The organism is Anoxybacillus thermarum (assembly GCF_000836725.1).
Lineage (GTDB): Bacteria > Bacillota > Bacilli > Bacillales > Anoxybacillaceae > Anoxybacillus > Anoxybacillus thermarum.
The window spans coordinates 23,358-46,538 of the sequence record NZ_JXTH01000006.1; the positions used below are offsets into that span (position 1 = coordinate 23,358).

Genomic DNA, 23,181 nt, shown 5'->3' on the forward strand with positions numbered 1-23,181 from the left:
AATGTATGTTCTTATTGGAGTATGTTTGATATAATATTTTTTAGAAAATTATTACGAAAAGGGGGAGATTGCGATGAGCGTACAATCACACATTGATAATTTAGCTAGTAAGTTAAATTTGAAGCAAGATGAAAAAGACAAAATAGAAAAATCAATCGCTACTTTATCAGACAGATTAAACAGGTATTTTGATGGTGAACTTACGGATCATTTTAAATTCGGCTCATATACTAGGGGGACTATTTTACCTAGAAAAGCAGATGAATACTCCGACGTCGATTATATGGTCATCTTCAAGAATCCAAACAATTATAAACCCCAAACGTTGCTTAATTATTTGAAGAGCTTTGTCAATTATTATTATCATAGTTCAGAAATTTATCAATCTCATCCAACGATTGTGCTCGAGTTAAATCATATTAAGTTTGAATTAGTTCCAGCAAAAAAAGACATTTGGGGTAATATTTACATACCATCTCCATCATCTTCTTTTGAAGAATGGATGAAAACCGATCCTAACGCTTTTAACAAAAAGTTAACTGATGCGAACGTGAAGTATTTTTATAAGATAAAGCCGTTGGTGCGTTTAATGAAATACTGGAATAGGTTAAATGGAAGTTATCTTTCTTCTTACGAATTAGAAAATTGGATTGTTGAAAATTATTATTGGAACTGCAACAATCTAAAGGATTTTGTGTATAGTACCTTCGAAAAACTGAGCTATAACTATAGCGATCCACAAGGTTATAAGGATAAAGTGGATAGAGCTAAAAAAATCATAGCTCAAACAAAAGAATATGAAAGGAATAATATGCCATACTCAGCAGAAGCGGAAATAAAGAAGTTATTTCCAGATTTTTAAAAGGAGAAAATATAACTATGACGACAGGACGTATTGATACAATAGATGCTTACTTTCAAAAAGTTTCTCGTGTTAACAAGTGGAATAGCTTCTTGTTTTGGTTTTCTGTTTTTTGTTCTATTGCTGTATTTTTTACTAATAATAAACCTACGGTTAATTATATAATGAATATTATATTTATTATTACTACTGTCTTATACTTTATTATCAATAACTGGCTAACCCTTTTTTTATTAAGAGAGGCACAGAATAAAAGAAGGATACATCTGTTGTCTGATTCACTGGGGGTAAATCTGGATGATGAACAAACAAATTTATATTATAACAATTCACAAAGTCCTTCGATTATACGTCTAGGTGTTAATGTATTTGAAAACTCCTTATTTACATGGAGAATAACTGAAGAGATGGCAAAAAATGAAAGGCTAAAAGTATCACTGTATGTATTGATTTGGTTACTTGTGATGCTCATTCGGGAGGTAAATTTGAACTTTATCGCAATAATAGCCCAAACATTATTTACTTCTGGCTTAATTGTTAATTACGTAAAGTTGGAAATTTTAAGAAACTCATGTGCCCAATTATTCAATGAGTTTAGACAAATCTTTTTAATAAATGGTTTAAACACTAATCATCAGATTGTTGCTACCATACTAAGTCTTGTCTTTCGATATGAAACAGTTGTCGCCAGTATGGGGGTTCATCTATCCAGTAAAATTTTTCACAGGATAAATCCAGCGGTTACAGATGAATGGGAATCGGTAAAACGAAACTTGCATTTATAAAATAAATCGACATAGTTTAGTACCCGACTTTATTTTTTACGAAATGTAAAATCGAACGTAAGAATGCGGGTTTTATCGTTTCACAGTACCCAACTTTTTTGTAATTTAACACATGGATTACGGTGTACGTAATCGGACGTGTGTTTTTTATATGAATGTATGCTATACCTTGTTGTTTCGTTTGTTTTGCTGATACAGTTGTACGATTTGTTCCTCTCGTTCGCTAATGATGACTTTTGGAACAGGCGTCGGTTTTTTGTTTTGATCGATGGCGACCATCGTTAAAAAGCATGTCGTTGTTAAGTGATGTTCGCCTGTAAATAAATCTTCTGTTTCGACTTTGACGAATACTTTCATGGATGTGCGTCCGGTCGAGTAGACGAATGCTTCGAGTTTTAAAATGTCACCTACTTTTGCAGAAGAAATAAAGTCAACTTTGTCAATCGAAACGGTAACGACTGCTTTTCGTGCATGGTGCATGGCGGATATTGCTGCAAGTTCTAAAAATGTTCTGATCACTTTTACAGTAAAGAAGAGCTGGGATGGTTTGAACTCCCTATTTTTCCTATGCACATCGATCTTAAATGATAAAGTACAATCTTCGATTAAAAAATTAAATTTTTACTTTATATAAAATTAATGTAAAAAAATGTTGACAGTTTTTTTTTTTTTAATATTAAGTCAAATCAACTATTCAATTCACTTGGCGACTGACATGCATTTAATGTACTAATCTTGAGGGAGGATGCACTTACTTCCTTTAGGTTTTTCAACGGGAGTGAAATTATGTTCAATCCAGAACTTTATTTTTATTACATTTTGTTAATTATTTTTTCAATTTTTACTTATTTATTCTATAGAAGAACAAAAGATTTATTTAAAACACTCCTTATCACAATTACTGTACTTTTTTTTGTATCCGTAGTTTGCAGTATTAGTTTAGCGCTCAATTATTATCAATCACTCAAACCAAGTACAGAAGGTATTGGAATTTCCAATGTAGTCTCATATTGGCTAATAGGGGAGGATGCTTGGGCACCAGTGTGGACTATTCAACTATTTAAAAAGGCTTATTCCGTTTCTTTATGGATTACACTTATTTTGCTTAGTTTTCTCATCATTCTTTTATTCATGAAAAAAACAAAACGAAAGATATGAACTAAAAATACTGCACGCACGAAAAAAACAGCTCCAATAGCCATTTGCTCCCATGTTTTGACCATTTTGTCCGCACTCATTCTTCTCGCAAGCCATCTGGCAATAAGCTAAGCGGACAGGATGGAGCTCAGAAAGTTTTTTTCATATTTTTCTAATTGTACAGAGTGATAAAAACCACACGCCATTGATTACGATGCATGTAATCGGGCGTGTGGTTTTTTCATGTAAACATTTATGCCTTGTTGTTTCGTTTGTTTTGCTGATACAGTTGTACGATTTGTTCCTCTTGTTCGCTAATGATGACTTTTGGAACAGGCGTCGGTTTTTTGTTTTGATCGATGGCGACCATCGTTAAAAAGCATGTCGTTGTTAAGTGATGTTCGCCTGTAAATAAATCTTCTGTTTCGACTTTGACGAATACTTTCATGGATGTGCGTCCGGTCGAGTAGACGAATGCTTCAAGCTTTAAAATATCGCCTACTTTCGCGGACGAAATGAAATCAACTTTGTCAATCGAAACGGTGACGACTGCTTTTCGTGCATGGCGCATGGCGGATATTGCCGCAATTTCATCAATATAAGCCAAAACGGTACCACCAAAAATTGTGCCGAGATGGTTCGTATCAGAAGGCAATACGAGCCGTGTTTGAATCGTTTTCGACTGCTCGACGCTCACTTCCATGATTTCATCCCTCCGTACGCCAAAAGACGCTCGCGGTATTCGTGTGCGGCCTCCACCATCACTTGAAGTGCGGCAATCGTTTCTTCTTCTTTTCGCGTTTTTAATCCACAATCGGGATTGACCCAAAATTGTTCTGGACGAAGAACGCGAAGTGCTCGTTCGATTTGCTCGCTTAGTTCTTCTTTTGTCGGAATGCGCGGGCTATGAATGTCATACACCCCTAAGCCAATTTCCTTTTGATACTCATATGTCTCAAATGATGAAACAAGTTCACCATGGCTTCGTGACGATTCAATAGAGATGACATCCGCATCGAGCTCATCAATGATATGCATCATATGTTCAAACTGTGAATAGCACATATGTGTATGAATTTGCGTTTCCTCTTTCACCGATGAGGTAGCGAGGCGAAACGCCATAACAGCATCTTTCCAATATGATGCATGTTTCTCTTTTTTGAGCGGCAATCCTTCCCGTAACGCTGGCTCATCGACTTGAATGATGCGTATCCCTTCTTTTTCTAACTGCAATACTTCCTCACGAATGGCGAGGGCGAGCTGCATCAGCACATGTTTTCGTGAAATATCGTCACGAACGAACGACCAGTTTAAAATGGTTACAGGACCTGTTAGCATTCCTTTGACAGGTTTATTCGTCAGCGACTGAGCATACACGGTTTCTTCTACGGTCATCGGTTGTTGGTAGGCAATATGACTAAAAATAATAGGTGGACGAACACAACGCGATCCGTATGATTGCACCCAACCGTTTGTCGTGCATGCCATCCCTTGTAATTTTTCGCCGAAAAATTCAACCATATCTGTGCGTTCAAATTCACCGTGAACAAGTACATCAAGTTGTAGCTGTTCTTGAATCTTGATCCATTTTGCAATTTCATTCTTTATAAACGACTTGTATTGCTTGTCGTTCCATTCGCCTTTTTTCCACTTCATCCGAGCTTGGCGCACGTCGCTCGTTTGCGGGAAGCTTCCAATCGTCGTTGTCGGCAACAGCGGAAGTTGTAAATGGGCTTGTTGTGCTTTTTTTCTTTCATTGTAAGGTGTTCGGCTTAACGGAACGGTTGAAATGTCATTTGTTTGTTCTTGTTGTTTGCGGAACTTGGCTAAATAACTGTTTGTTTGTTCATCGTATTTAATTAGCTGGTCGATCGTTACGTTTCCGTTCATATACTCTGTCAGCATACGTATTTCATCTAATTTTTCATCGGCAAATGATAAAGCCCCAGCAAGCTCCGTTGGCAATGTATGTTCATGTTTTGTTGTGACAGGGACATGCAGTAAGCTGCAAGACGGTTGAATGATCAGTTGTTCGGCAACGTTTGCTAAATGATGAAGAAGCTTCGCTTTTTGCACAAGCGAGCTTTTCCATACGTTTCGACCATCTACAATGCCAGCAACTAATATTTTATCTTTTGGAAATCCGTGTATGTTTATATTTTTTACGTTTTCGCCATCGTCATGCACGAAATCAAGCCCAATGCCTGCGACAGGTAAAGCAACGATTTCACGATAATGCGATACGCTATCAAAATACGTTTGTAAAATAAGGTTTATATTTGGCACATCGCGATGGAAAACGTCGTATACATGACGAAATGCATCGATGATATCATCGTCTATATCTTGCACGAGAATCGGTTCATCAATTTGTACGAATGACACGCCCGCTTCGCTTAGTTGTTTGAATAATTCCACATAAACAGGAACTAATTGTGCGAGATGTTTGCGCCACTCGTGTCGCTCGTATTGCTTAGAAAGCAAAAGAAACGTAATCGGTCCAAGCAACACAGGTTTTGTTTCTAAATCGAATGTTTCTTTTACAAGGTTGTATTCTTTCAATGGGCGATTCTCCACTAATCTTGGCTTCGTTTGCCCGATTTCAGGCACGATGTAGTGGTAATTTGTATTAAACCATTTCGTCATTTCCAAAGCATGTTGTCCATTTGTGCCGCGTGCCATCGCAAAATATTGTTCGAGCGCATTGTCTATTTGTTGAAATCGCTCTGGAATATACCCGAACATAAATGCTGTATCTAACATGTGATCGTATAAAGAAAAATCTCCGATTGGAATGAGGTCGATTCCTTTCTCAACTTGCTTGCGAATCGAATCAAGTCGAATGTGTTCCATCGTTTTTATGAATTGCTGTTCGTTGATTTGCCCATTCCAAAAAGATTCTAACGCTTTTTTCCATTCTCTTTTTTCACCAATGCGCGGATACCCTACATTTGAACTACGGATGAACAAGTTAAGCACCTCCAGTCATTTATATCCCAATCAAGCGAAAAAGCCCTCTTCCAAGCAGAAGGAGGGCATAGCTAGCTCGTATTGAGATACATGAAGTGCCTCAAGATCATATGTCCTCACTCCTCCCTATGACGCGTAGGTCGTAAGTGCATACAACAGGCAGGTCTCCTGACTTAGCTTCATCGCTGTTTATCTCCTTCCCATTTCAAATGAAACAGTGGATTGTGATAAACAACTCTGCATCACAGTGGCGCGACCGTGTTGGATTTTCACCAAACTTCCCTTTTAAGATTCACAGCATGTGTGAACCACCTGTTGCGTGAACTTATTATTTCATTGTATAAAATTCAGAATAAACGAACTTTTTGTTTTTTTCAACTGAAATGTTTTTTTGTGTGGATGGTTTTGAGAGATGTAACGCCGTAGTTAATGGTTATATTTTTCTTTTAAGTTAATATTGATATTTTATTGATAATTTTATGTTAAAAAGTATTGATTTTTTTGTTATAGTTTTACATGTATAAAAATTAAATTATTTCAAATAAATCAAAAAAAGGGGTGGTTTTTATTTGTTGTAAAAACATGTATCGGACAAGTGATGTGTTTTCCTAAAAAAAGAATGTGGAAAAATCATTGATTTGCTGATTCTTCCTCACAAGCGTCAGTAGCGACTGTTATAAAAAATCAAGTACAACTTTTGGTGAGAATTCATATATAAACAAAAATTCAAAAATACATGATGGATTTTGTCGGAAAATATTTTTTGGCATCCCTAAGGTGCAAGAAGTTTTGGTATATCAATATTCCTAAAGGAAGGAGTTATTGGCATGGAAAAGTACTATTTAAACCCAGTTTTTATAGGGGATTTAGATCCAAACGAAAGTAATTTTATTAAAATAACAATTCCTGTTCCGAATAGAGAAGTGAAGCTTAGCCATGGTGAGTTTATTTCGTTAATTAAAGCTTTTAAAAGCAAAGAATATGTTGAAAAAAATGAACTCACCGCTATTTTCAGTGGGACACAAATTCAGTATTTACTGGAACAGGAGCTAATCAAGAAAGAGCCATTTGATAATACTTATGCAGAGGGCATTCAGCAGTGGATAGATTATGGATGGCATGAGGCTTTAATATTCCATCTAATATCAAATAGAGTTGAATATGAAGACGATGATTGGGACTATAACAAAACTATAAATATGAGGAATGAATTAATTAATAGATATTCCGATTTTTTATGTACCTATCTACCTCTTGATAATGTCTATGAGGTAAAATTATCTAATGAAGTAAAAAGTTATCTCATGTCTCTTTTGAAAAGGCTCTACTGAATAGGAGATCTAATCAACCATGGAGTAAGGATAAATTTACACTAGATGATCTTTCTGAAATACTTTATATATCTCTTTATAAGTTTAGAGAAAAAAGAAAAGTTAATGCAAAAATCTTAGAGGATAAAAATATAGAAAGTTACCACAAACTATATGAGATGTCTTATGTAGATTCTTTTTACTTATATGTTATTTCTTATGATATTGAAGGATTGGAAAATGGTATATATTTTTATGATATTTTAAACCACAAGTTGCTTTTAATAAAAAAAGGCTTATTTAGAAATGAAGTTACAGAAATTTGTATTGGTCAAAAGTTGGCTGGAAGCGGTAAAGTATCCATTGCATTAGCGATTGATTGGCTTCCTTATATGATAAGATATCAACATGAGAGAGCGTACAGAAATTTATTTATAGCTGCAGGTCAAATAATGCTAGGCACACATTAGACATATTTGCAACTCATAATAATAAAATATTATATTTGTCACCATTACTCGATGATTGGGAAATTGTAGAGGATTTTCAGTACGATGATTCTCTGTTGATAGTTACATGCACCTGTGAAAGGATGCAGTGGAAATATCGAAACCATATATTTTATAGGGACATATTATTAGAGTTGGGTCACTTAAAGGAAATTCTTGAATTTTTGGGCATCAGAGAAACAAAACGAGATAAAAAGCGAGAGATAGTGAATGAGTTTAATAGATGCCTTAATTTTAGGGATTTTTACACAGAGGTGAATTGCATATATGAAATCGATAGATAGTAACATAGATAAGAATATAGTAATTTTACTAATAAGCTTTTGTTTTTTAAGTGTAGGTGATAGAATTTTTCAATTTTATTGTATATTTTTTATATTTGAATACTATCCCAAATTAATTGTCTTGATGACAGCTGCTTTATTAATAGGGAATATCATTGCATTTCCATTGTTTAAGATAATGAGAACATTAATAGGTGATCACCATTTATTTATTACTGCTCTTATTATTAAGTGTATATGCTATTTGACTGTCCCTTATTTTTTCGAAAATCACTTTTCTTTTTCTTTTTTTCTTCTAGCTATTGAAGCTTTTATGGATATCGTGACTTTGCCATATATTTATAGTTACATAGATAAAAGAATAGCTTCTTCATTTTATGGAGTTGCTGCGAAAATTGATTTAATAGATAGATTGACCTTAGTTTCAAGCCCTTGGATAACAACTGCTATAATTAAGTATATCCATCAATCATCTATAGGGGTGATAACTTCTGTTTGCGTTTTAGTTTCAATTTTCTATTTTATGAAACAAAAAACAGAGAGTGTAAAAAGTGTATCAGAAATTAAAGGATTAAAATTGATATGGAAAAATAATCTTATATTAAGTAAAGAAATTAAGTTGTTTTTGCTTGTAGGGATAGTTACTACATTTGTTACTTCTTCCTTATTAGATGTAATTCTACCTGCTGTTGCTCTTATAGATATTAAATCAGACAATAGTTTATTAATGTTCGCCACACTAGAATCCATATTATCAATTACTTTTATTTTAGCTAGCTTAACACTTGTGAAAATTAAACCGAAGGCAAAATATCTTATATTTTCAATACTTTTTATGGGGACGGCGTATTTTTTACTTGTCTTCGAAAACTTCCTAATAAGGGCGGGCTCATTAGTATTATTGGGTTTCTTTTTTACAATGTATAAATTAAATATATTAAATCTGTATAAAAATTATACTGATAAAGAAAGCTTTGCTGAGATTTTATTACTTAGGAATTCACTGCTTTTTATTATAGCATCTTTGTCCAAATTGATTGTTTCAGCAACTATATCTTTAACCGAGAAGTTAGAATATGTATTAATATTTAATGGCTTGGTTCTCTGCTTCCTAACAATTTATATATATAAACCTATGATGCTAGTTGGGCGTCAGTCCGAGTGTGACAAGTGACCAGCCAAATGCCATCAAATGCGATTGTATTTGATAATCTAAAATTGAGCCACTTTTCAACGGTTCGATCACATAAATCTCCGTTTGTCATGGACACGCCCGACCTATAAGCTCGTCAAAGGCGATCCGGTGCTTCAAGCAGCCTTTGAAAAAGAACTCGAGTTTATAAAAAAACTAATCATGGAAGAAATCGTTCTTCTTCATGTCGATGAGACGTATGTTCGTGCCTATCAGGCGCTTCGTACGACATGGGCAGAAGTAGGCAATCAAAAACAAGTCCGGGCTACGGTCACCACGCTCACGTGTCCATTTTTGGCGCAGTCGACGTGCAACAAGGGGACGTCGTGTTTCATCGTGCTTCATGACGTTTCTAGACTTTTTACATTTGTTGAAAGAGAAATATGCGAATCGATTCATCGTGCTTGTGTTGGACAACGCGCGTATTCATCATGCCAAGATGGTGCGAGCATTCCTTGATAGTGAAAAAGGTACTACTTTTCACTTTATCTTTTTGCCACCGTATTCCCCACAGTTAAATCCCATTGAACGGCTATGGAAGTGGCTAAAAGATGAAGTCATTGCCAACGTCTTGCATAAAGATCAGAACGATATCGCCCAATCGATTACTCGGTTTGAACAGCACGTCTTACAGCACCCAGATGAGGTGTTGCGCCGCATCGGGTGTGTTGTGTGAATCAGAGGTTAAAATGTCAATTTGAATGTATATATCAATTGTTTAGGATTGCACTTACCATTTGCGAATATCCCCTACTTCTTCACTTTCTAGGATCTTAATTCCTTGTTCATTAACTATATCTATATACTCTGCGCTACTTTCAATATAAAAAGCAATATAATTATACTTAATATCCTTATAAGAAAAACTGTTTGTAGATTCTGATGTAGTGTTGCCGTATATAATTTTTACTGTATTTTTATTTAATTGGATATCTTTGATAACTAGCTCACTATTATCTAAATAGCTGTTTCTTGCAATTAGGATCGAAAAGATATATCCGTCTTGAATCCCTCTCTCTCTTTTAATTACCACCACATCTCTTTTTTGAAGAGACTTTAGTATTTTGGAGAAGAAGTATATCTTACCTATAAAGCTTTGAACTTTTAGATTGAACATTTTATTTTGTTCTAGTTTAAATTTTGTTATATTCAATATTAAACAACCTTTCACTTTAATATATCACGTGTGTTGATTAACCAATAATATCCATAAAAACATAGAAAAAAGAGCACCTTTCCTGTAGAATGTAAGTAACCACACAAACAAACCCAGAAAAGAGGTGCTCTCTATGAACAAGCATACCACACTCCCAAATTTGATGCAAAAAATTGTGTCAGACGAAGACATTCAAACCATCACAGAAGCAGTCGATTATCACGACCCATCTCGTAAATTTACCGTACGTACGTTAATCGACTTTTCCCTTCTCGCTGCTGTCCATGAGTGGAAGAGTTTTCGTCATGGTGCCGATGTGGCGCCCACTTACCAATTGCCGCGTTTTCATTATTCGACGGTGGCAAACAAGGCGAAGGAGATTCCATATGAAATCATGAAGCGTTTGTTTGCACTAATCATTTCGAAGTGTAATCGCAAAACACGGCGATCTCTTCGATTCCCGAAACCTCTTCGCATTGTCGATTCGACAACGGTGACAGTCGGAAAGAACCGCCTATCATGGGCGCCTTATCATGGGGAACGATCAGGGATTAAACTGCATGTCGCTTATTCTCCTGAACATCAGTCACCAATGGATGCCATAGAAACAACCGGTCTACGCCACGATGGTCCTGTCGGGGAAGCGTTGACACATCCGAAGCAAATTCTTGTGGAAGATCGGGCGTATTTTAAAATCGAACGGATCGACCAATTTGCCGAAAATGGACAACTTTTTGTCATTCGCATGAAAGAAAATGTAGAGATTCATCGTCGTCACCGTTTACAGCGTCTTGTTTCTTCCGATTCCAATGTCATCGCTGATTTTACTTGTCAGCTAGGAACGAAGCCATGCCGTTCGAAGAAACGTCATCGAGTGGTCATCTTTCGTGATGCCCGTGGCAAGGAGATTCGCGTTGTAACGAATGTCTTTGACGTATCGGCAGAAAAGATGGCCGACATGTATCAAGAGCGTTGGGCAGTCGAGGTCTTTTTTCGATGAATCAAGCAATACTTGAATGTACCTACCTTATTTGGGACAACAAAAAACGCCGTCTACAATCAGCTGTTTGCGGCGTTCATTGCCTATGTGTGATTGAGATGGCTATATGACCGAACAGAGAAACGAACGCAAACCACCCTCACGTTCATTTCTTTCGTTCGTCGGGTTTTATTTGGGCAACTTCCGCTCGATTGGAAATCAGAGATGGTAGCTGTCTTATTTGAGCATGCCCATTTTTATGGGAGAAGTATTCCTAATTTTGGATAATCAACAGCCGTGATAGATGGATTTTTCAAAGACTTTGTTTTTTTTGATCTTCTAGTATTTTATATGGCTACAATTATGGTGGTTCTTCACCACAAGTTGTACTTGATCATTTAAGATAGGTGTGCATAGAGAAAATAGAGGGTACAAAAAATGCGAATTTTCCTGTACGGTAAAGGTGACCAAACCAAACCATGGAGGAAAATTCACATGTACTCTCAGTTTATCAAATGTCTTTTGTTATAACAAGTTTATAATTGTATATAATTTTCGCAATTTACATCAATTAAATTCTAAATTGTATAATATTAAGATAGGTCAAAGGGGGATGGATTACATGAAAACGTTAAAAGTCGTTATTTGTTTATCATTTTTACTTTTATCTCTAGTAGGTTGCTCAGGACAACAAACAAACCCAAAGGAACAGGGAGCAAATCAAATGAATCAGTTTTATAAAGAAATGCAGGAAAAGGCTACAGAAATTTTAAAGGAAAACAAAAATGCTGATATACTTGCACATGGCTACTCTATTTATATGAATGCAAAGCACATAGAACAAATGGATAACTCCAATATAAAAACTGGGGAGAAGCTTTTTGATATTCACTTAACTTATAAAAAAGGAGAACCTTTTGAACAAGGAATGGCAACAAAGCTACCTGTTGGAACTGAAGTTTATCTTCCTGCCGAAAAGCAAGAACGTCCTATTTTAATAGCTGTTGTAAACGGAAAAGAAGAAGTATATTTCGAGATATTTAACCCGATAAACAACGATTCAAAATAATATAAATGCTAAAACGTTTATGTTTGGCTTTAATTTTACCAATCGCTCCAACATGTTCGCTATGTGTTCAAAAGCAAAGATGAGCAACAGGCGAAACGACGCTTGAAGGCTTGGATTCATCGGTATTTGTTTTGTCCTTGTTCCGTTGTTCGTGCCATCGCAAAATCACTCGTCAAACGAACAGACGAAATGATATCGTGCATTTTATCCCATTATTCGAATGGGAAGATGGAGGGAACGAATAACAAGATCAAGCTGATGAAACGTCGGGGATACGGATACCGAAATATCCAGCGTTTTGCACTGTGGGTTCGGCTAGAAACAGCTAACATACTTTCATGACAGGTGCAAGTACATCTTTTGGTGATGAACCCTTGAAATTACTTTTTGTTTTGCTATAGTTTTACATATATAAAAATTAAATTATTTATAATAGACAAAATATTCTTATGAATTAACACTGGTTTTTTGTAATTACTTATATCTCTAATATGCCGTAAAACCAACAAAAACTTAAAGTGTGACAACTGTATTTGATAATCTAAAATTGAGCCACTTTTCAACGGTTCGATCACATAAATCTCCGTTTCCGACCTATAAGCTCGTCAAAGGCGATCCAGTGCTTCAAGCAGCCTTTGAAAAAGAACTCGAGTTTATAAAAAAACTAATCATGGAAGAAATCGTTCTTCTTCATGTCGATGAGACGCATGTTCGTGCCTATCTAAACATGGATTAGTCAAATAACACTCGCTTTTATGGCGAGATTTTTTTATTTTTTCGCTTTACATTGACGTTACGTAAACGTTTATAGTGAAATTGTCAGGAGGTGATTGGATGGAATATACGGTGCAACAGTTAGCGAAATTGGCGGGGGTGACGAGCCGAACGCTAAGGTATTACGATGAAATCGGTCTGTTGAAACCGGCAAGGGTTAATGCATCAGGCTATCGCATATACGGACAAAAAGAGGTAGACCGGCTCCAACAAATTTTGTTTTATCGCGAGCTTGGTGTGGGGTTAGAAACGATTAAGCAAATTGTCACATCCCCGTCATTTGATGACGTACAGGCGTTGAAGCAGCATCGTGAAAAACTCTTGGCAGAACGGAGGCGGTTAGAGGCGCTAATCGCCAATGTCGAAAAAACACTATTAGCGAAGGAAGGGAGAATCGTGATGAGCGACAAAGAAAAATTTGAAGCGTTTAAACAGCAGCTTATTGACGAAAATGAACAAACATACGGCAAAGAAATTCGGGAAAAATACGGTGACGAGCAAGTGAACAAATCGAACGAAAAAGTAAAAAACATGACGCAAGCCCAGTACGAAGAAGTGACAAAACTAGGCGAGGAAGTGTTGCGTGTATTGTATGAAGCATTTTTGACTGGCGATCCAGCAGGGGAGCTTGCACAAAAAGCAGCAGATTTACACCGTCAATGGTTAAGCTATTTTTGGGATCATTATTCAAAAGAAGCACATGCAGGATTGGCGCAAATGTATGTAGATGACGAACGATTTAAAGCATACTACGATCAAAAACAATCAGGAATGGCGGAGTTTCTTCGTGACGCCATTTTCATTTACACAGGCAAAAAGTAGGCAGGCATAAGCCTGTCTTTTTTACATTGTAAAAGTTTGAGAAAAGATGTATATTTAAGTGAGAATGATAATCAAATTTAAAAGGTGATGCCGATGGAACAAGTATATGATGTGACAATTATTGGAGGTGGGCCGGCAGGGCTGTACGCTACGTTTTATAGCGGTCTTCGTGAAATGAAGACAAAACTGATCGAATACCAGTCACAGTTAGGTGGGAAGTTGCATGTATATCCCGAAAAAATGATTTGGGATGTTGGGGGGCATGCACCGATTACTGGAGAGGAGCTACGTAAGCAACTTGTCAAACAAGCACTAACGTTCCATCCAACAGTTGTACTAAACGAAAAAGTAGAAACAATCCGTCGAAGAGGAGACGGCATATTTCTTCTACAAACAGCATCTGGGCAACAACATTTATCGAAAACAGTCATTATTGCGGTAGGGAGTGGAATACTGAAACCGCAAAAGCTCCAAGTTGAAGGGGCAGAAAAATTTGAGATTACAAATTTACACTATACGGTGAAGTCGTTGAAGCAGTTTAAAGAGAAAACAGTTATCATTTCAGGGGGTGGCAATACGGCAATTGATTGGGCAAATGAACTTGTGCCGGTTGCGAAAAAAGTATACGTCACTTATCGCAATGAGTCGTTAAAAGGACATGAAGCGCAAGTGACGCAGTTGTTAAATAGTTCAGCTACTTGCTTTTTCCATACGTCCATTACTAAGCTAATTGCCTGTTCCAACCATGAAGTGATTGAGCGGGTGGTGCTGACAAATCATGAAACAGGTAATGTGTTTGAGCTTGATGTAGATGACGTCATTATTAGCCATGGGTATGAACGGGATGCTTCATTGCTTGTGAATAGCGAGTTGCCAATTCAAATGATAGACGAATATTATATTTCAGGGAACGCAAAAGGGGAGTGCTCCGTTCCAGGTTTGTATGCGGCGGGGGACATTTTAAAATATGATGGGAAGTTATACTTGCTTACCGGGGCGTTTCAAGATGCAGCGAATGCGGTCAATAGTGCGAAGCGATTCATTGAGCCAACCGCTGATCCGCACGGGATGGTTTCATCTCACCATGAAGCATTTAAAGAGCGAAATCGACAATTAATGAAACAAATGTTAAATAAATGACAGGATGTATAAACTCGTTTGTTTCAACACAAACTTTCGGTAAAACAAACGAGGTGAACATCGTGTTCAAACAACGGAATATATGGATGATCGTGTTGACGCTGTTTATATTAACAGCGTACAGCCAACCACTAACCGTAACGACAAAGCAAATTAAACATACGAATGAACTGATGGAAGTAGACTTAAACATTCCCGTTGTATCCGGTTCAAACAATCGATCGTTTCAGCGGCACGTCAACCGCCTGTTGAGAAAGGAATCGCTTGATTTAAAGCGCGAAGTCGAAAAAGAAGCGCGTGAAAATATGGCAATAAGCAAAAAAGAAGGGTTTCCTTACCGCTTGCATGCTGCGGTCAGCCGTTTTGATGTGACATATAACGAACATGGCATATTAAGCATCCCGGTGACGTTATATAGCTATACAGGCGGTGCGCACGGAATGACAGTTAAAGTGCCAAATAATTTTGATTTTCATGAAGGAAAATCGTTACAACTTAGCGATTTATTTAAAAAGGGAACGAACTATAAGCAAGTGATTACGAACGAAGTGATTGCACAAATAAAAAAAGAAAACGACTTGTATTTTGATAATGCCATCGATGTTGTAAAAAAGATGCCAAATGATCAGCCTTACTATATAACAAGTGACGGCATTGTCGTTTATTATGGATTATACGAGATTGCCCCGTACGCGGCTGGCATTCGTGAATTTCTTATTCCTTTTTCGATCTTGCAGCCATATATGAAAATCAAGCTAGCGCGATAAGAGCGCTAGCTTAATTATTGTTGGGAGGTAACAACCTCTTTTTTCGTCGTTTTTGTCATGGCTGCCCAACCCTCAAGAGCTAGGAAAATGCATAAAACAAAAAGGACGAAAGCTGATCCGGCTAGTAACCAATTTTGCGTTAAGGCATTTTGATACATTAAAACACAAAGGGCAGCGATAGTTACAACGAGCATAAACACCATCGGGATGACAACATAAAACGATTTCGCTCCTATTTTCATAAGCCATGCGGAAACAGCTAGCAAAGCGAGCGCCCCAAGCATTTGGTTGGCTGCTCCAAAAAGCGGCCAAACGGATTGCCATGTTCCTGACAAAGCAAGTGCACCAGCTCCAATGAGACCAACTGTTGTTGCAACATGGTTATTTTTTAGTGCCGTTGTACGTTCTTCGCCTAGCTCTTGGATGGCATAGCGCATTAATCGTGTTGCTGAATCTAAAGTTGTTAATAAAAATGCTGATGCGGTAAGGGCAGTAAATGTTATTGCTGTCGCCTCCGGAATGCCCACATGGGACATAAAGTAGCCGACACCAGCAGAGAATGTGCCGATTGGTCCACCAAGTTCACTCATGCGTGTAGCGAAGTCTGCTTGTGTTAAATATGCGACTGTGCCAACCGAGATAATAGCTAAAAAGCTCTCTAACAACATACCACCATAGGCGATGAACTTTCCGTTTTTCTCATTATCAAGTTGTTTTGCGGTTGTACCAGATGAAACGAGCGAATGAAAGCCGGAAATGGCACCGCAGGCAATGGTAATGAATAAAATTGGGAATAAAAACCCGAGTTTTTCATGGTAAAATCCGGTGAACGCTGGGAACTTGATAGTTGGTGCAGCGATAATCATGCCGATAGCTGCCCCAGCAATCATACCGTATAACAAAAATGAGTTTAAATAATCCCGTGGTTGCAGCAAGACCCAAACAGGCAATACCGACGCAGCGTATGCGTAACCGAGCAAAATGAGCGACCATGTTGTTGCGCTTAAAGAAAGAGGGTATTGAATGCCTAACCATACTGATAACAGCATGGCAGCAACGCCTAATACACTAGCAAAGGCTAAGTTCATTCTCATTTGATTTACGAGAAAACCGAACACAATCGCGATACCAAGAAATAAAACAGATGCCGTAGCAGCCTGTGGGACAGCAACAAATGTATTCGCAACTAAAATAATAAATACCCCGACGACGAGCATGAGCGTCGCGATAGAGAAAGTCAAAAACAATACTTGTCCACGATTACCCATATATTGTTTAATAATCATTCCGATCGATTGTGCTTTATGGCGAATAGAAGCTTGTAGCGATGTATAATCATGGACGCCCCCGATGAAGATACCTCCAATCATAATCCATAAAACAGCCGGAACCCATCCAAATACTGCTGCCGTGATCGGTCCGACAATCGGGCCACCTCCAGCAATTGTAGCGAAATGGTGTCCAAGCAAAACAGGTTTTTTTGCTGGGACGTAATCTATGCCGTCATACATTTCGTGTGCCGGTGTTTTACGATCACCGTCTACTTTCAATTGTTTTTCAAGAAAACGTCCATATGTGAAATAGGCGATAAGTAAAATAATTCCACAAATAAGAAGCAACGTTAATAAATTCAATTCGTACCCTCCTCAAACGGTTTTTCGAAAACATCTGTTAACGGAAGAGCTTTCCGATGAGTAAATCGTTCTTTTTTGTTTAAAGCGATGATGGCCAAATAACATTCGAGCCAACCGTGTAAGCCGAAACGAATAAATCGCAGCTTTCGAAAACGTTTCACCTCCTTTATGGCATCAACATGTGCCTCCGGTGCGACAATTGCCCCGATAAAAACGGTAGACATATGATCTTGATGACTAGATAGGTAATTTGGCAGCGAGCGAACGAATGCTTCAGAAAACTGTATGACGTCCTCTTTTGTCACTATGTCGTTCTTTGGCCATACAAAAATAAATTGTTCATTTTCGACGGCCCAAATTTTAGACTTTTTTGTCATAAAATATTTCTCATCACGCCGATGGTAATGAGCATAAAAAGGTAGAGAAAATGCTTCAAGTTTTTCATCCCGATAAATATCGAAATAGGGTGTAAGAATGGTTGATAGCGTATGGATATAGTTGTTTGTGTTCATTAGTAGTCACCTTTTTAATTTTCTGAATATTATTATATTTATAAATGTAAAACATTTCAATAGTTTCATTTATTTTTCCTAAAATTCTATTTAATAGTTTGATAAATGTATTTTATTTTTCTGAAAATTATGTTAAAATACACTCAAAAAGGAGTTGCATGCATGGTTGAGAAGCAGCTAAAGGACCGCATTATTGAAACGGCGCTTACGTTGTTCGAAAAGTATGGATATCACGGGGTGACGGTTGACCGCATTGTTGCGGAGTGCGGCGCGTCAAAGGGAGGATTTTACCATAACTTTAAGTCAAAAGATGAACTGCTTTATCACATTCATGATGTATTTATTACGTATGTGCTAAATAAAGCACAAGAAGCATATGTAAAATATAAGACGCCGACAAAGCGGTTATGTGCGATCATTCGGTCGTTTGTAAGGGTTTTTCATATTTATAAACCGCATATTACGGTGTTCAATCAAGAGGCGGCGTATTTAAAGCCGGAATATGCTGAAAAAATTAACGAAAAACGTGAGCAGTATAAGCAAATTATTTTTCAAGTGCTTCGTGAAGGTATTGAAGCAAAACAATTTCGTACAGAAGTGCCTGTTGAAATTGCGGGACTGTCGATTATCGGCATGGTGAACTGGATGTATAAATGGTATAAGCCTGATGGACCGATGTCGATTGAACAAATCGCCACAGCCTTTAATGATTTAATTTTACATTCGCTTTTGACAGAAGAGGCGAAGCGAGATGAAGATATTTCGTCATTTCTTTTGTCGCATGTGGGCGACGAATGACGAATGTTGCATAGCGTACAGACCAACTAGTCGGTTTGCTATCAAAACAGGCTTGTTGGTTTCATATATTTTCATTTTTATAGAGGAGGAGAAAAGCGATGCATTTTGAATTAACGAAAGAACAACAAATGATTAAAGAGATGGTTCGCGATTTTGCCGAAAAGGAAATTGCGCCTTATGCGTCGAAATGGGATGAGCAAGCCACTTTTCCTATTGAAACGTTCAAAAAAATGGGTGAACTCGGTTTGTTTGGAATCCCGTTCCCCGAACAGTACGGCGGCTCGGGAGGGGATACGATTTCATATGCGATTGCGGTTGAAGAAATTGGTCGAGCATGCGGTGGAACAGGGTTAAGTTATGCGGCGGCTGTATCGCTCGGTGCTAGCCCGATTTATTATTTTGGGACAGAAGAGCAAAAAGAGAAGTGGCTCGTGCCAATGGCAAAAGGTGAAACGTTCGGTTCATTCGGATTGACAGAACCGAATGCGGGATCTGACGCAGGTGGCACGCAAACGCGAGCCGTCTTAGATGGCGATGAATACGTCATTAATGGGGAGAAGTGTTGGATTACAAATGCAGGCTATGCGCGCCAAGTTATTGTAACCGCCGTCACCGGAAAAGATGACCGAGGAAAAAATATCATTTCTGCTTTCATCGTTCCAACAGATGCACCGGGGTTTACGATTAACTGCCATTATGACAAAATGGGCGTTCGTGCATCTAATACGTGTGAACTCATTTTGCAAGATGTGCGCGTGCCAAAAGAAAATATATTAGGGGATCCGAAAAAAGGATTTAAGCAGTTTTTATATACGCTCGATGGCGGACGCATTTCCATTGCAGCATTAGCTGTCGGTATTGCACAAGCTGCATTTGAAAAAGCACTTCAATATGCAAAAGAGAGAAAACAGTTCGGTCAACCGATTGCCAAGTTTCAAGCTATTCAATTTAAGCTTGCGGATATGGCCATGCAACTTGAACTTGCGCGCAATATGGTATACAAAGCAGCGTGGTTGAAAGATCAAGGCAAGCCGTTCACAAAAGAGGCAGCGTTTGCAAAATTGTTTGCTTCTGAAGCGGGATTTCACATTTGCAATCAAGCGATCCAAATTCACGGTGGATATGGATATATGAAAGAATATGGTGTCGAACGTCATCTCCGGGATATGAAACTGATGGAAATTGGCGAAGGAACATCGGAAATTCAACGGCTCGTTATTGCACGTCAATTAGGATGCTAAAGGAGGGGGCGTATGCTTCATATTACAGTTGGTCAGTTGCTTGAGCAAAAGGCTTCCATTCATCCGAATCATGAGGCAGTTGTATATGCAGATCGTCAGTTGCGCTGGTCTTATCGGCAGTTTAACGATTATTGCCGCCTCGTTGCGAAAGGGTTGATGAAGCTTGGCATAGAAGCAGGGGAGCATATTGCACTTTGGGCAACAAATAAACCGGAATGGCTTGCATGCCAGTTTGCGACAGGGAAAATGGGGGCGGTACTTGTTACGGTGAATACGAATTACCGTACAACAGAGCTACAATATTTATTAAAACAATCTGACGCAACAACAATCATTTTAATGGAACAGTATCGTGGTACTTCTTATATTGACATGATTTACGACATTGCACCTGAACTCGCCTATTGCGAACCTGGAAAGCTACAAGCGAAACGTCTTCCACAACTACGAAATGTCATCGTATTAAGCGAACAACGCTATCCGGGAACATTTTCATGGAACGACCTCTTAGCCATGGCGGAATATGTCGAAGATGCAGCACTAGATGCACGAATGAATTCCCTCGATCCACATGATGTCATCAACATGCAATATACCTCAGGAACGACAGGATTCCCAAAAGGCGTTATGCTTACACATCATAACATTGTGAACAATGCGTATTATATTGCAGAATGTATGAAGCTAACAAAGGAAGATCGTTTATGTATTCCTGTACCGTTTTTTCATTGTTTCGGTTGCGTTCTCGGTACGCTCGCTTGCGTAACAGTTGGAGCAACGATGGTGCCACTTGAGCAATTTCATCCAAAACAAGTGTTACAAACGGTGCAAGATGAAAAATGTACGGCGCTTCACGGGGTGCCAACGATGTTTATTGCCGAATTAAATGATCCAGACTTTGCATCATACAATTTATCGTCTTTACGTACGGGTATTATGGCTGGATCAAACTGCCCGATTGAAGTGATGAAAGCTGTCATCGAAAAAATGGGGGCGCGAGACATTACGATTGCGTACGGTCAAACAGAGTCTTCACCGGTTATTACGCAAACACGTACCGATGATCCGATTGAGTTACGTGTTGAAACTGTAGGGCGTGCTCTCCCTCACGTCGAGGTGAAAATTGTTGATCCAACAACAAATAAAGAATTGCCACCTGGTATGCAAGGTGAGCTATGTACCCGCGGATATCATGTAATGAAAGGATATTACAACAATCCTTCCGCGACGCGCGAAGCGATTGATGAAGATGGATGGTTGCATACAGGGGATTTAGCAGTGATGGATGAAAACGGTTACTTCCGCATTACCGGACGGCTAAAAGATATGATTATCCGCGGTGGGGAGAACATTTATCCGCGTGAAATTGAGGAGTTTTTATATAAGCATCCGAAAGTGCTCGATGTGCAAGTTGTCGGCGTCCCAGATGAAACGTATGGGGAAGAGGTGATGGCGTGGATCATTTTAAAAGAAGGTGAACACGCTACAGCAGAAGATATTCGTGCATTTTGTGAAGGAAATATATCGCGCCATAAAATCCCTAGATATATCGAATTTACTACGTCTTATCCGATGACGGCGTCAGGAAAAATTCAAAAATTTAAATTGCGTGAATGGGCGCGCGAACGAATCGAACAGAAAAAAAACGTATAAGGGGGAGACATATGTTCTCAAAAGTGCTTATTGCTAATCGGGGGGAAATTGCTTTGCGCATCATTCGCACGTGCAAAAAGCTCGGCATTCAAACGGTCGCTATTTATTCAGAAGCTGACGCCGGTTCGCTTCATGTAAAACAAGCGGATGAAGCGTATGTCGTCGGCAAAGCGCGCGTGAATGAAAGTTATTTAAACATCGAAAAAATTATTTCTATCGCCAAGGAAACGAAGGTAGAAGCTATTCATCCCGGTTACGGCTTGCTTTCAGAAAATGCAGCATTTGCTCGCCGCTGTGAGGAAGAAGGAATCGTGTTTATCGGTCCGAAACCGGATGTCATTGCGCGAATGGGGAGCAAAATTGAGGCGAGACAAACAATGGCGGAAGCGGGGGTGCCGATTGTGCCTGGCATCTCTTTTCCGCTCGCTCATGTCGATGAAGCAGCGAACGTTGCAAACGAAATCGGGTATCCAGTGATGTTGAAAGCTTCGGCAGGTGGTGGTGGCATCGGCATGCAGCTCGTTTACGATGAAGAGCAGTTGCGCAAAGCGTTCGAAGGGAACAAAAATCGTGCCGCTTCCTTTTTTGGGGATGGGGCGATGTACGTTGAAAAGTATATCGACAATCCGCGCCATATTGAAATTCAACTGCTAGCTGACCAATATGGAAATTACGTTTATTTATGGGAAAGAGAATGTTCCGTTCAACGTCGCCATCAAAAAGTGATTGAAGAAGCACCTTCCCCATTTTTAGATGAAGAAACCCGGAAACAGATGGGAGAGACTGCTGTTCGGGCGGCAAAACATATCGGATATACGAACGCAGGAACAGTTGAATTTCTCGTAGATGAGCAAAAAAACTTTTATTTTCTAGAAATGAATACACGTTTGCAAGTTGAGCATCCCGTAACAGAGGAAATTACGGGCATTGACATTGTTGAGCAACAACTGCGCATCGCGGCAGGAGAACAGCTATCTTTTTCGCAAGCTGAAGTAAAACGAGAAGGGCATGCGATTGAAGTGCGCATTTATGCGGAAGATCCAAAAACATTCTTTCCTTCACCAGGGACGATTACATCTTTACAACTACCAAAAGGAGAACAAGTACGTCATGAAATTGCGGTGCAAAGCGGTTCAGTCGTTCCACCTTTTTACGATCCAATGATTGCAAAATGTATTGTGAGAGGGAGCAATCGGCAAGCGGCGATTGCAAACATGATTACGGCACTGCACGAGTATAAAATCGAAGGAATTAAAACAAACATTCCGATGTTAATTGACGTATTGACGCATGAGGCATTTCAACAAGGGAATACGACAACAAACTTTGTGAATATATATTTAAACAAAAAAGGAGGCAAGACACATGCATGAGGTTGTCGCATTGATGGCAGGGAACGTGTGGAAAATTGTTGTTCAAGTCGGTGATGTCATCGAAGAAGGACAAGACGTTGTCATTTTGGAATCGATGAAAATGGAAATACCAATCGCTTCAGAAGTAAGTGGGGTAGTCAAAGCAATTCGCGTGCAAGAGGGAGATTTCGTAAACGAAGGGGACGTATTAATCGAAATCGAATAGGGGGGCATG

21 protein-coding genes, 3 pseudogenes and 1 riboswitch are annotated in these 23,181 nt (G+C 38.6%); of the genes and pseudogenes, 18 read left to right on the forward strand and 6 right to left on the reverse strand.

Translation table 11 applies throughout. The annotated features are described in order from the left end of the window. The first annotated feature begins 73 nt into the window (after positions 1-73). Together LH47_RS02425 and LH47_RS02430 are read left to right on the forward strand one after the other, a co-directional pair. Entirely contained in the window at positions 74-862 is a 789-nt protein-coding gene (locus LH47_RS02425; RefSeq protein ID WP_043964485.1) for an SMODS domain-containing nucleotidyltransferase, read from the forward strand. Between the two features lie 17 nt (positions 863-879). After that, a complete protein-coding gene (locus tag LH47_RS02430) occupies positions 880-1,647 on the forward strand; it encodes a hypothetical protein (RefSeq protein WP_043964488.1) in 768 nt (255 codons plus the stop codon). A 162-nt stretch (positions 1,648-1,809) separates the two neighbouring features. Here LH47_RS02430 and LH47_RS02435 read toward each other — a convergent pair. The 3 genes and pseudogenes from LH47_RS02435 to metE form a co-directional block, all read right to left on the reverse strand. Continuing rightward, positions 1,810-2,148: pseudogene (locus tag LH47_RS02435) on the reverse strand (acyl-CoA thioesterase); the annotation flags it as partial. 889 nt (positions 2,149-3,037) lie between these two features. Beyond that, positions 3,038-3,487, reverse strand: coding sequence for an acyl-CoA thioesterase (locus LH47_RS02440; protein WP_043964492.1), 450 nt, complete (start codon positions 3,485-3,487; stop codon positions 3,038-3,040). Then, on the reverse strand, positions 3,478-5,754 hold the full coding sequence (gene metE, locus LH47_RS02445; protein WP_043964494.1) for a 5-methyltetrahydropteroyltriglutamate--homocysteine S-methyltransferase: 2,277 nt from the start codon (positions 5,752-5,754) through the stop codon (positions 3,478-3,480). Before metE ends, LH47_RS02440 begins: the two co-directional genes overlap by 10 nt. A gap of 141 nt (positions 5,755-5,895) precedes the next feature. Then, positions 5,896-6,085: riboswitch (cobalamin riboswitch) on the reverse strand. A gap of 496 nt (positions 6,086-6,581) precedes the next feature. Here metE and LH47_RS02450 point away from each other — a divergent pair. From LH47_RS02450 to LH47_RS16605, 5 genes are all read left to right on the forward strand, one after another. Beyond that, entirely contained in the window at positions 6,582-7,085 is a 504-nt protein-coding gene (locus tag LH47_RS02450; RefSeq protein ID WP_043964496.1) for a hypothetical protein, read from the forward strand. Positions 7,086-7,243: 158 nt separating this feature from the next. Beyond that, positions 7,244-7,534, forward strand: a complete 291-nt coding sequence (locus LH47_RS02455; RefSeq protein ID WP_043964497.1) for a nitroreductase family protein — start codon at positions 7,244-7,246, stop codon at positions 7,532-7,534. A 306-nt stretch (positions 7,535-7,840) separates the two neighbouring features. Next, positions 7,841-9,031: a hypothetical protein gene (locus tag LH47_RS02465; protein ID WP_043964501.1), complete on the forward strand. Its 1,191-nt coding sequence runs from the start codon at positions 7,841-7,843 to the stop codon at positions 9,029-9,031. Positions 9,032-9,160: 129 nt separating this feature from the next. After that, positions 9,161-9,508, forward strand: a complete 348-nt coding sequence (locus LH47_RS17285) for a hypothetical protein (protein ID WP_235341028.1) — start codon at positions 9,161-9,163, stop codon at positions 9,506-9,508. After that, complete coding sequence (locus LH47_RS16605) at positions 9,393-9,725, forward strand: transposase (RefSeq protein WP_235341023.1); 333 nt, start codon at positions 9,393-9,395, stop codon at positions 9,723-9,725. The genes LH47_RS17285 and LH47_RS16605 overlap by 116 nt, the downstream gene beginning before the upstream one ends. Before the next feature lie 54 nt (positions 9,726-9,779). Here LH47_RS16605 and LH47_RS02475 read toward each other — a convergent pair whose 3' ends face one another. Then, positions 9,780-10,202, reverse strand: coding sequence for a hypothetical protein (locus LH47_RS02475; protein WP_043964503.1), 423 nt, complete (start codon positions 10,200-10,202; stop codon positions 9,780-9,782). Positions 10,203-10,338: 136 nt separating this feature from the next. On the opposite strand from LH47_RS02475, the pseudogene LH47_RS02480 reads away from it, so the two are divergent. The 6 genes and pseudogenes from LH47_RS02480 to LH47_RS02505 all read left to right on the forward strand — a co-directional run bounded on the left by LH47_RS02480 (position 10,339) and on the right by LH47_RS02505 (position 15,756). Next, positions 10,339-11,472: pseudogene (locus LH47_RS02480) on the forward strand (IS4 family transposase). Positions 11,473-11,806: 334 nt separating this feature from the next. Next, positions 11,807-12,253, forward strand: coding sequence for a hypothetical protein (locus LH47_RS02485; RefSeq protein WP_043964504.1), 447 nt, complete (start codon positions 11,807-11,809; stop codon positions 12,251-12,253). Positions 12,254-12,289: 36 nt separating this feature from the next. Further along, a pseudogene (locus LH47_RS14995) lies at positions 12,290-12,595 on the forward strand (transposase); the annotation flags it as partial. Positions 12,596-13,087: 492 nt separating this feature from the next. After that, positions 13,088-13,849, forward strand: coding sequence for a MerR family transcriptional regulator (locus LH47_RS02495; protein WP_043964508.1), 762 nt, complete (start codon positions 13,088-13,090; stop codon positions 13,847-13,849). A gap of 93 nt (positions 13,850-13,942) precedes the next feature. Beyond that, complete coding sequence (locus LH47_RS02500) at positions 13,943-14,989, forward strand: NAD(P)/FAD-dependent oxidoreductase (RefSeq protein ID WP_407637137.1); 1,047 nt, start codon at positions 13,943-13,945, stop codon at positions 14,987-14,989. 62 nt (positions 14,990-15,051) lie between these two features. After that, positions 15,052-15,756, forward strand: coding sequence for a DUF3298 and DUF4163 domain-containing protein (locus LH47_RS02505; protein ID WP_043964553.1), 705 nt, complete (start codon positions 15,052-15,054; stop codon positions 15,754-15,756). 14 nt (positions 15,757-15,770) lie between these two features. Here LH47_RS02505 and LH47_RS02510 read toward each other — a convergent pair whose 3' ends face one another. Continuing rightward, positions 15,771-17,390, reverse strand: coding sequence for a carbon starvation CstA family protein (locus LH47_RS02510; RefSeq protein ID WP_003398512.1), 1,620 nt, complete (start codon positions 17,388-17,390; stop codon positions 15,771-15,773). Further along, positions 17,387-17,767 (reverse strand): hypothetical protein, encoded by a 381-nt coding sequence (locus LH47_RS02515; RefSeq protein ID WP_235341024.1) that lies wholly within the window; start codon positions 17,765-17,767, stop codon positions 17,387-17,389. The genes LH47_RS02510 and LH47_RS02515 overlap by 4 nt, the downstream gene beginning before the upstream one ends. A 297-nt stretch (positions 17,768-18,064) precedes the next feature. Here LH47_RS02515 and LH47_RS02520 point away from each other — a divergent pair, with 297 nt between their 5' ends. The 5 genes from LH47_RS02520 to LH47_RS02540 all read left to right on the forward strand — a co-directional run bounded on the left by LH47_RS02520 (position 18,065) and on the right by LH47_RS02540 (position 23,172). Then, positions 18,065-18,700, forward strand: a complete 636-nt coding sequence (locus tag LH47_RS02520; RefSeq protein WP_043964512.1) for a TetR/AcrR family transcriptional regulator — start codon at positions 18,065-18,067, stop codon at positions 18,698-18,700. A 98-nt stretch (positions 18,701-18,798) separates the two neighbouring features. Further along, the gene (locus LH47_RS02525; RefSeq protein ID WP_003398509.1) at positions 18,799-19,941 is read left to right on the forward strand and encodes an acyl-CoA dehydrogenase; all 1,143 of its coding nucleotides are present in this window, start codon (positions 18,799-18,801) and stop codon (positions 19,939-19,941) included. Between the two features lie 12 nt (positions 19,942-19,953). After that, positions 19,954-21,594, forward strand: coding sequence for an AMP-binding protein (locus tag LH47_RS02530; protein ID WP_043964514.1), 1,641 nt, complete (start codon positions 19,954-19,956; stop codon positions 21,592-21,594). 11 nt (positions 21,595-21,605) lie between these two features. Beyond that, the gene (gene accC / locus LH47_RS02535; protein ID WP_043964517.1) at positions 21,606-22,967 is read left to right on the forward strand and encodes an acetyl-CoA carboxylase biotin carboxylase subunit; all 1,362 of its coding nucleotides are present in this window, start codon (positions 21,606-21,608) and stop codon (positions 22,965-22,967) included. Beyond that, positions 22,960-23,172, forward strand: coding sequence for an acetyl-CoA carboxylase biotin carboxyl carrier protein subunit (locus tag LH47_RS02540; RefSeq protein ID WP_043964518.1), 213 nt, complete (start codon positions 22,960-22,962; stop codon positions 23,170-23,172). Before accC ends, LH47_RS02540 begins: the two co-directional genes overlap by 8 nt. Positions 23,173-23,181: the final 9 nt, after the last annotated feature.

Coding starts and splice junctions, on each gene's coding strand:
- LH47_RS02500 (WP_407637137.1), top strand. CDS start 13,943: ATGGAACAAGTATATGATGTGACAATTATTGGAGGTGGGCCGGCAGGG.
- accC (WP_043964517.1), top strand. CDS start 21,606: ATGTTCTCAAAAGTGCTTATTGCTAATCGGGGGGAAATTGCTTTGCGC.
- LH47_RS02520 (WP_043964512.1), top strand. CDS start 18,065: ATGGTTGAGAAGCAGCTAAAGGACCGCATTATTGAAACGGCGCTTACG.
- LH47_RS02515 (WP_235341024.1), bottom strand. CDS start 17,767: ATGACAAAAAAGTCTAAAATTTGGGCCGTCGAAAATGAACAATTTATT.
- LH47_RS02430 (WP_043964488.1), top strand. CDS start 880: ATGACGACAGGACGTATTGATACAATAGATGCTTACTTTCAAAAAGTT.
- LH47_RS02540 (WP_043964518.1), top strand. CDS start 22,960: ATGCATGAGGTTGTCGCATTGATGGCAGGGAACGTGTGGAAAATTGTT.
- LH47_RS02440 (WP_043964492.1), bottom strand. CDS start 3,487: ATGGAAGTGAGCGTCGAGCAGTCGAAAACGATTCAAACACGGCTCGTA.
- LH47_RS02425 (WP_043964485.1), top strand. CDS start 74: ATGAGCGTACAATCACACATTGATAATTTAGCTAGTAAGTTAAATTTG.
- LH47_RS16605 (WP_235341023.1), top strand. CDS start 9,393: ATGACGTTTCTAGACTTTTTACATTTGTTGAAAGAGAAATATGCGAAT.
- LH47_RS02530 (WP_043964514.1), top strand. CDS start 19,954: ATGCTTCATATTACAGTTGGTCAGTTGCTTGAGCAAAAGGCTTCCATT.
- LH47_RS02485 (WP_043964504.1), top strand. CDS start 11,807: ATGAAAACGTTAAAAGTCGTTATTTGTTTATCATTTTTACTTTTATCT.
- LH47_RS02450 (WP_043964496.1), top strand. CDS start 6,582: ATGGAAAAGTACTATTTAAACCCAGTTTTTATAGGGGATTTAGATCCA.
- LH47_RS02455 (WP_043964497.1), top strand. CDS start 7,244: ATGTCTTATGTAGATTCTTTTTACTTATATGTTATTTCTTATGATATT.
- LH47_RS02495 (WP_043964508.1), top strand. CDS start 13,088: ATGGAATATACGGTGCAACAGTTAGCGAAATTGGCGGGGGTGACGAGC.
- LH47_RS02465 (WP_043964501.1), top strand. CDS start 7,841: ATGAAATCGATAGATAGTAACATAGATAAGAATATAGTAATTTTACTA.
- LH47_RS02525 (WP_003398509.1), top strand. CDS start 18,799: ATGCATTTTGAATTAACGAAAGAACAACAAATGATTAAAGAGATGGTT.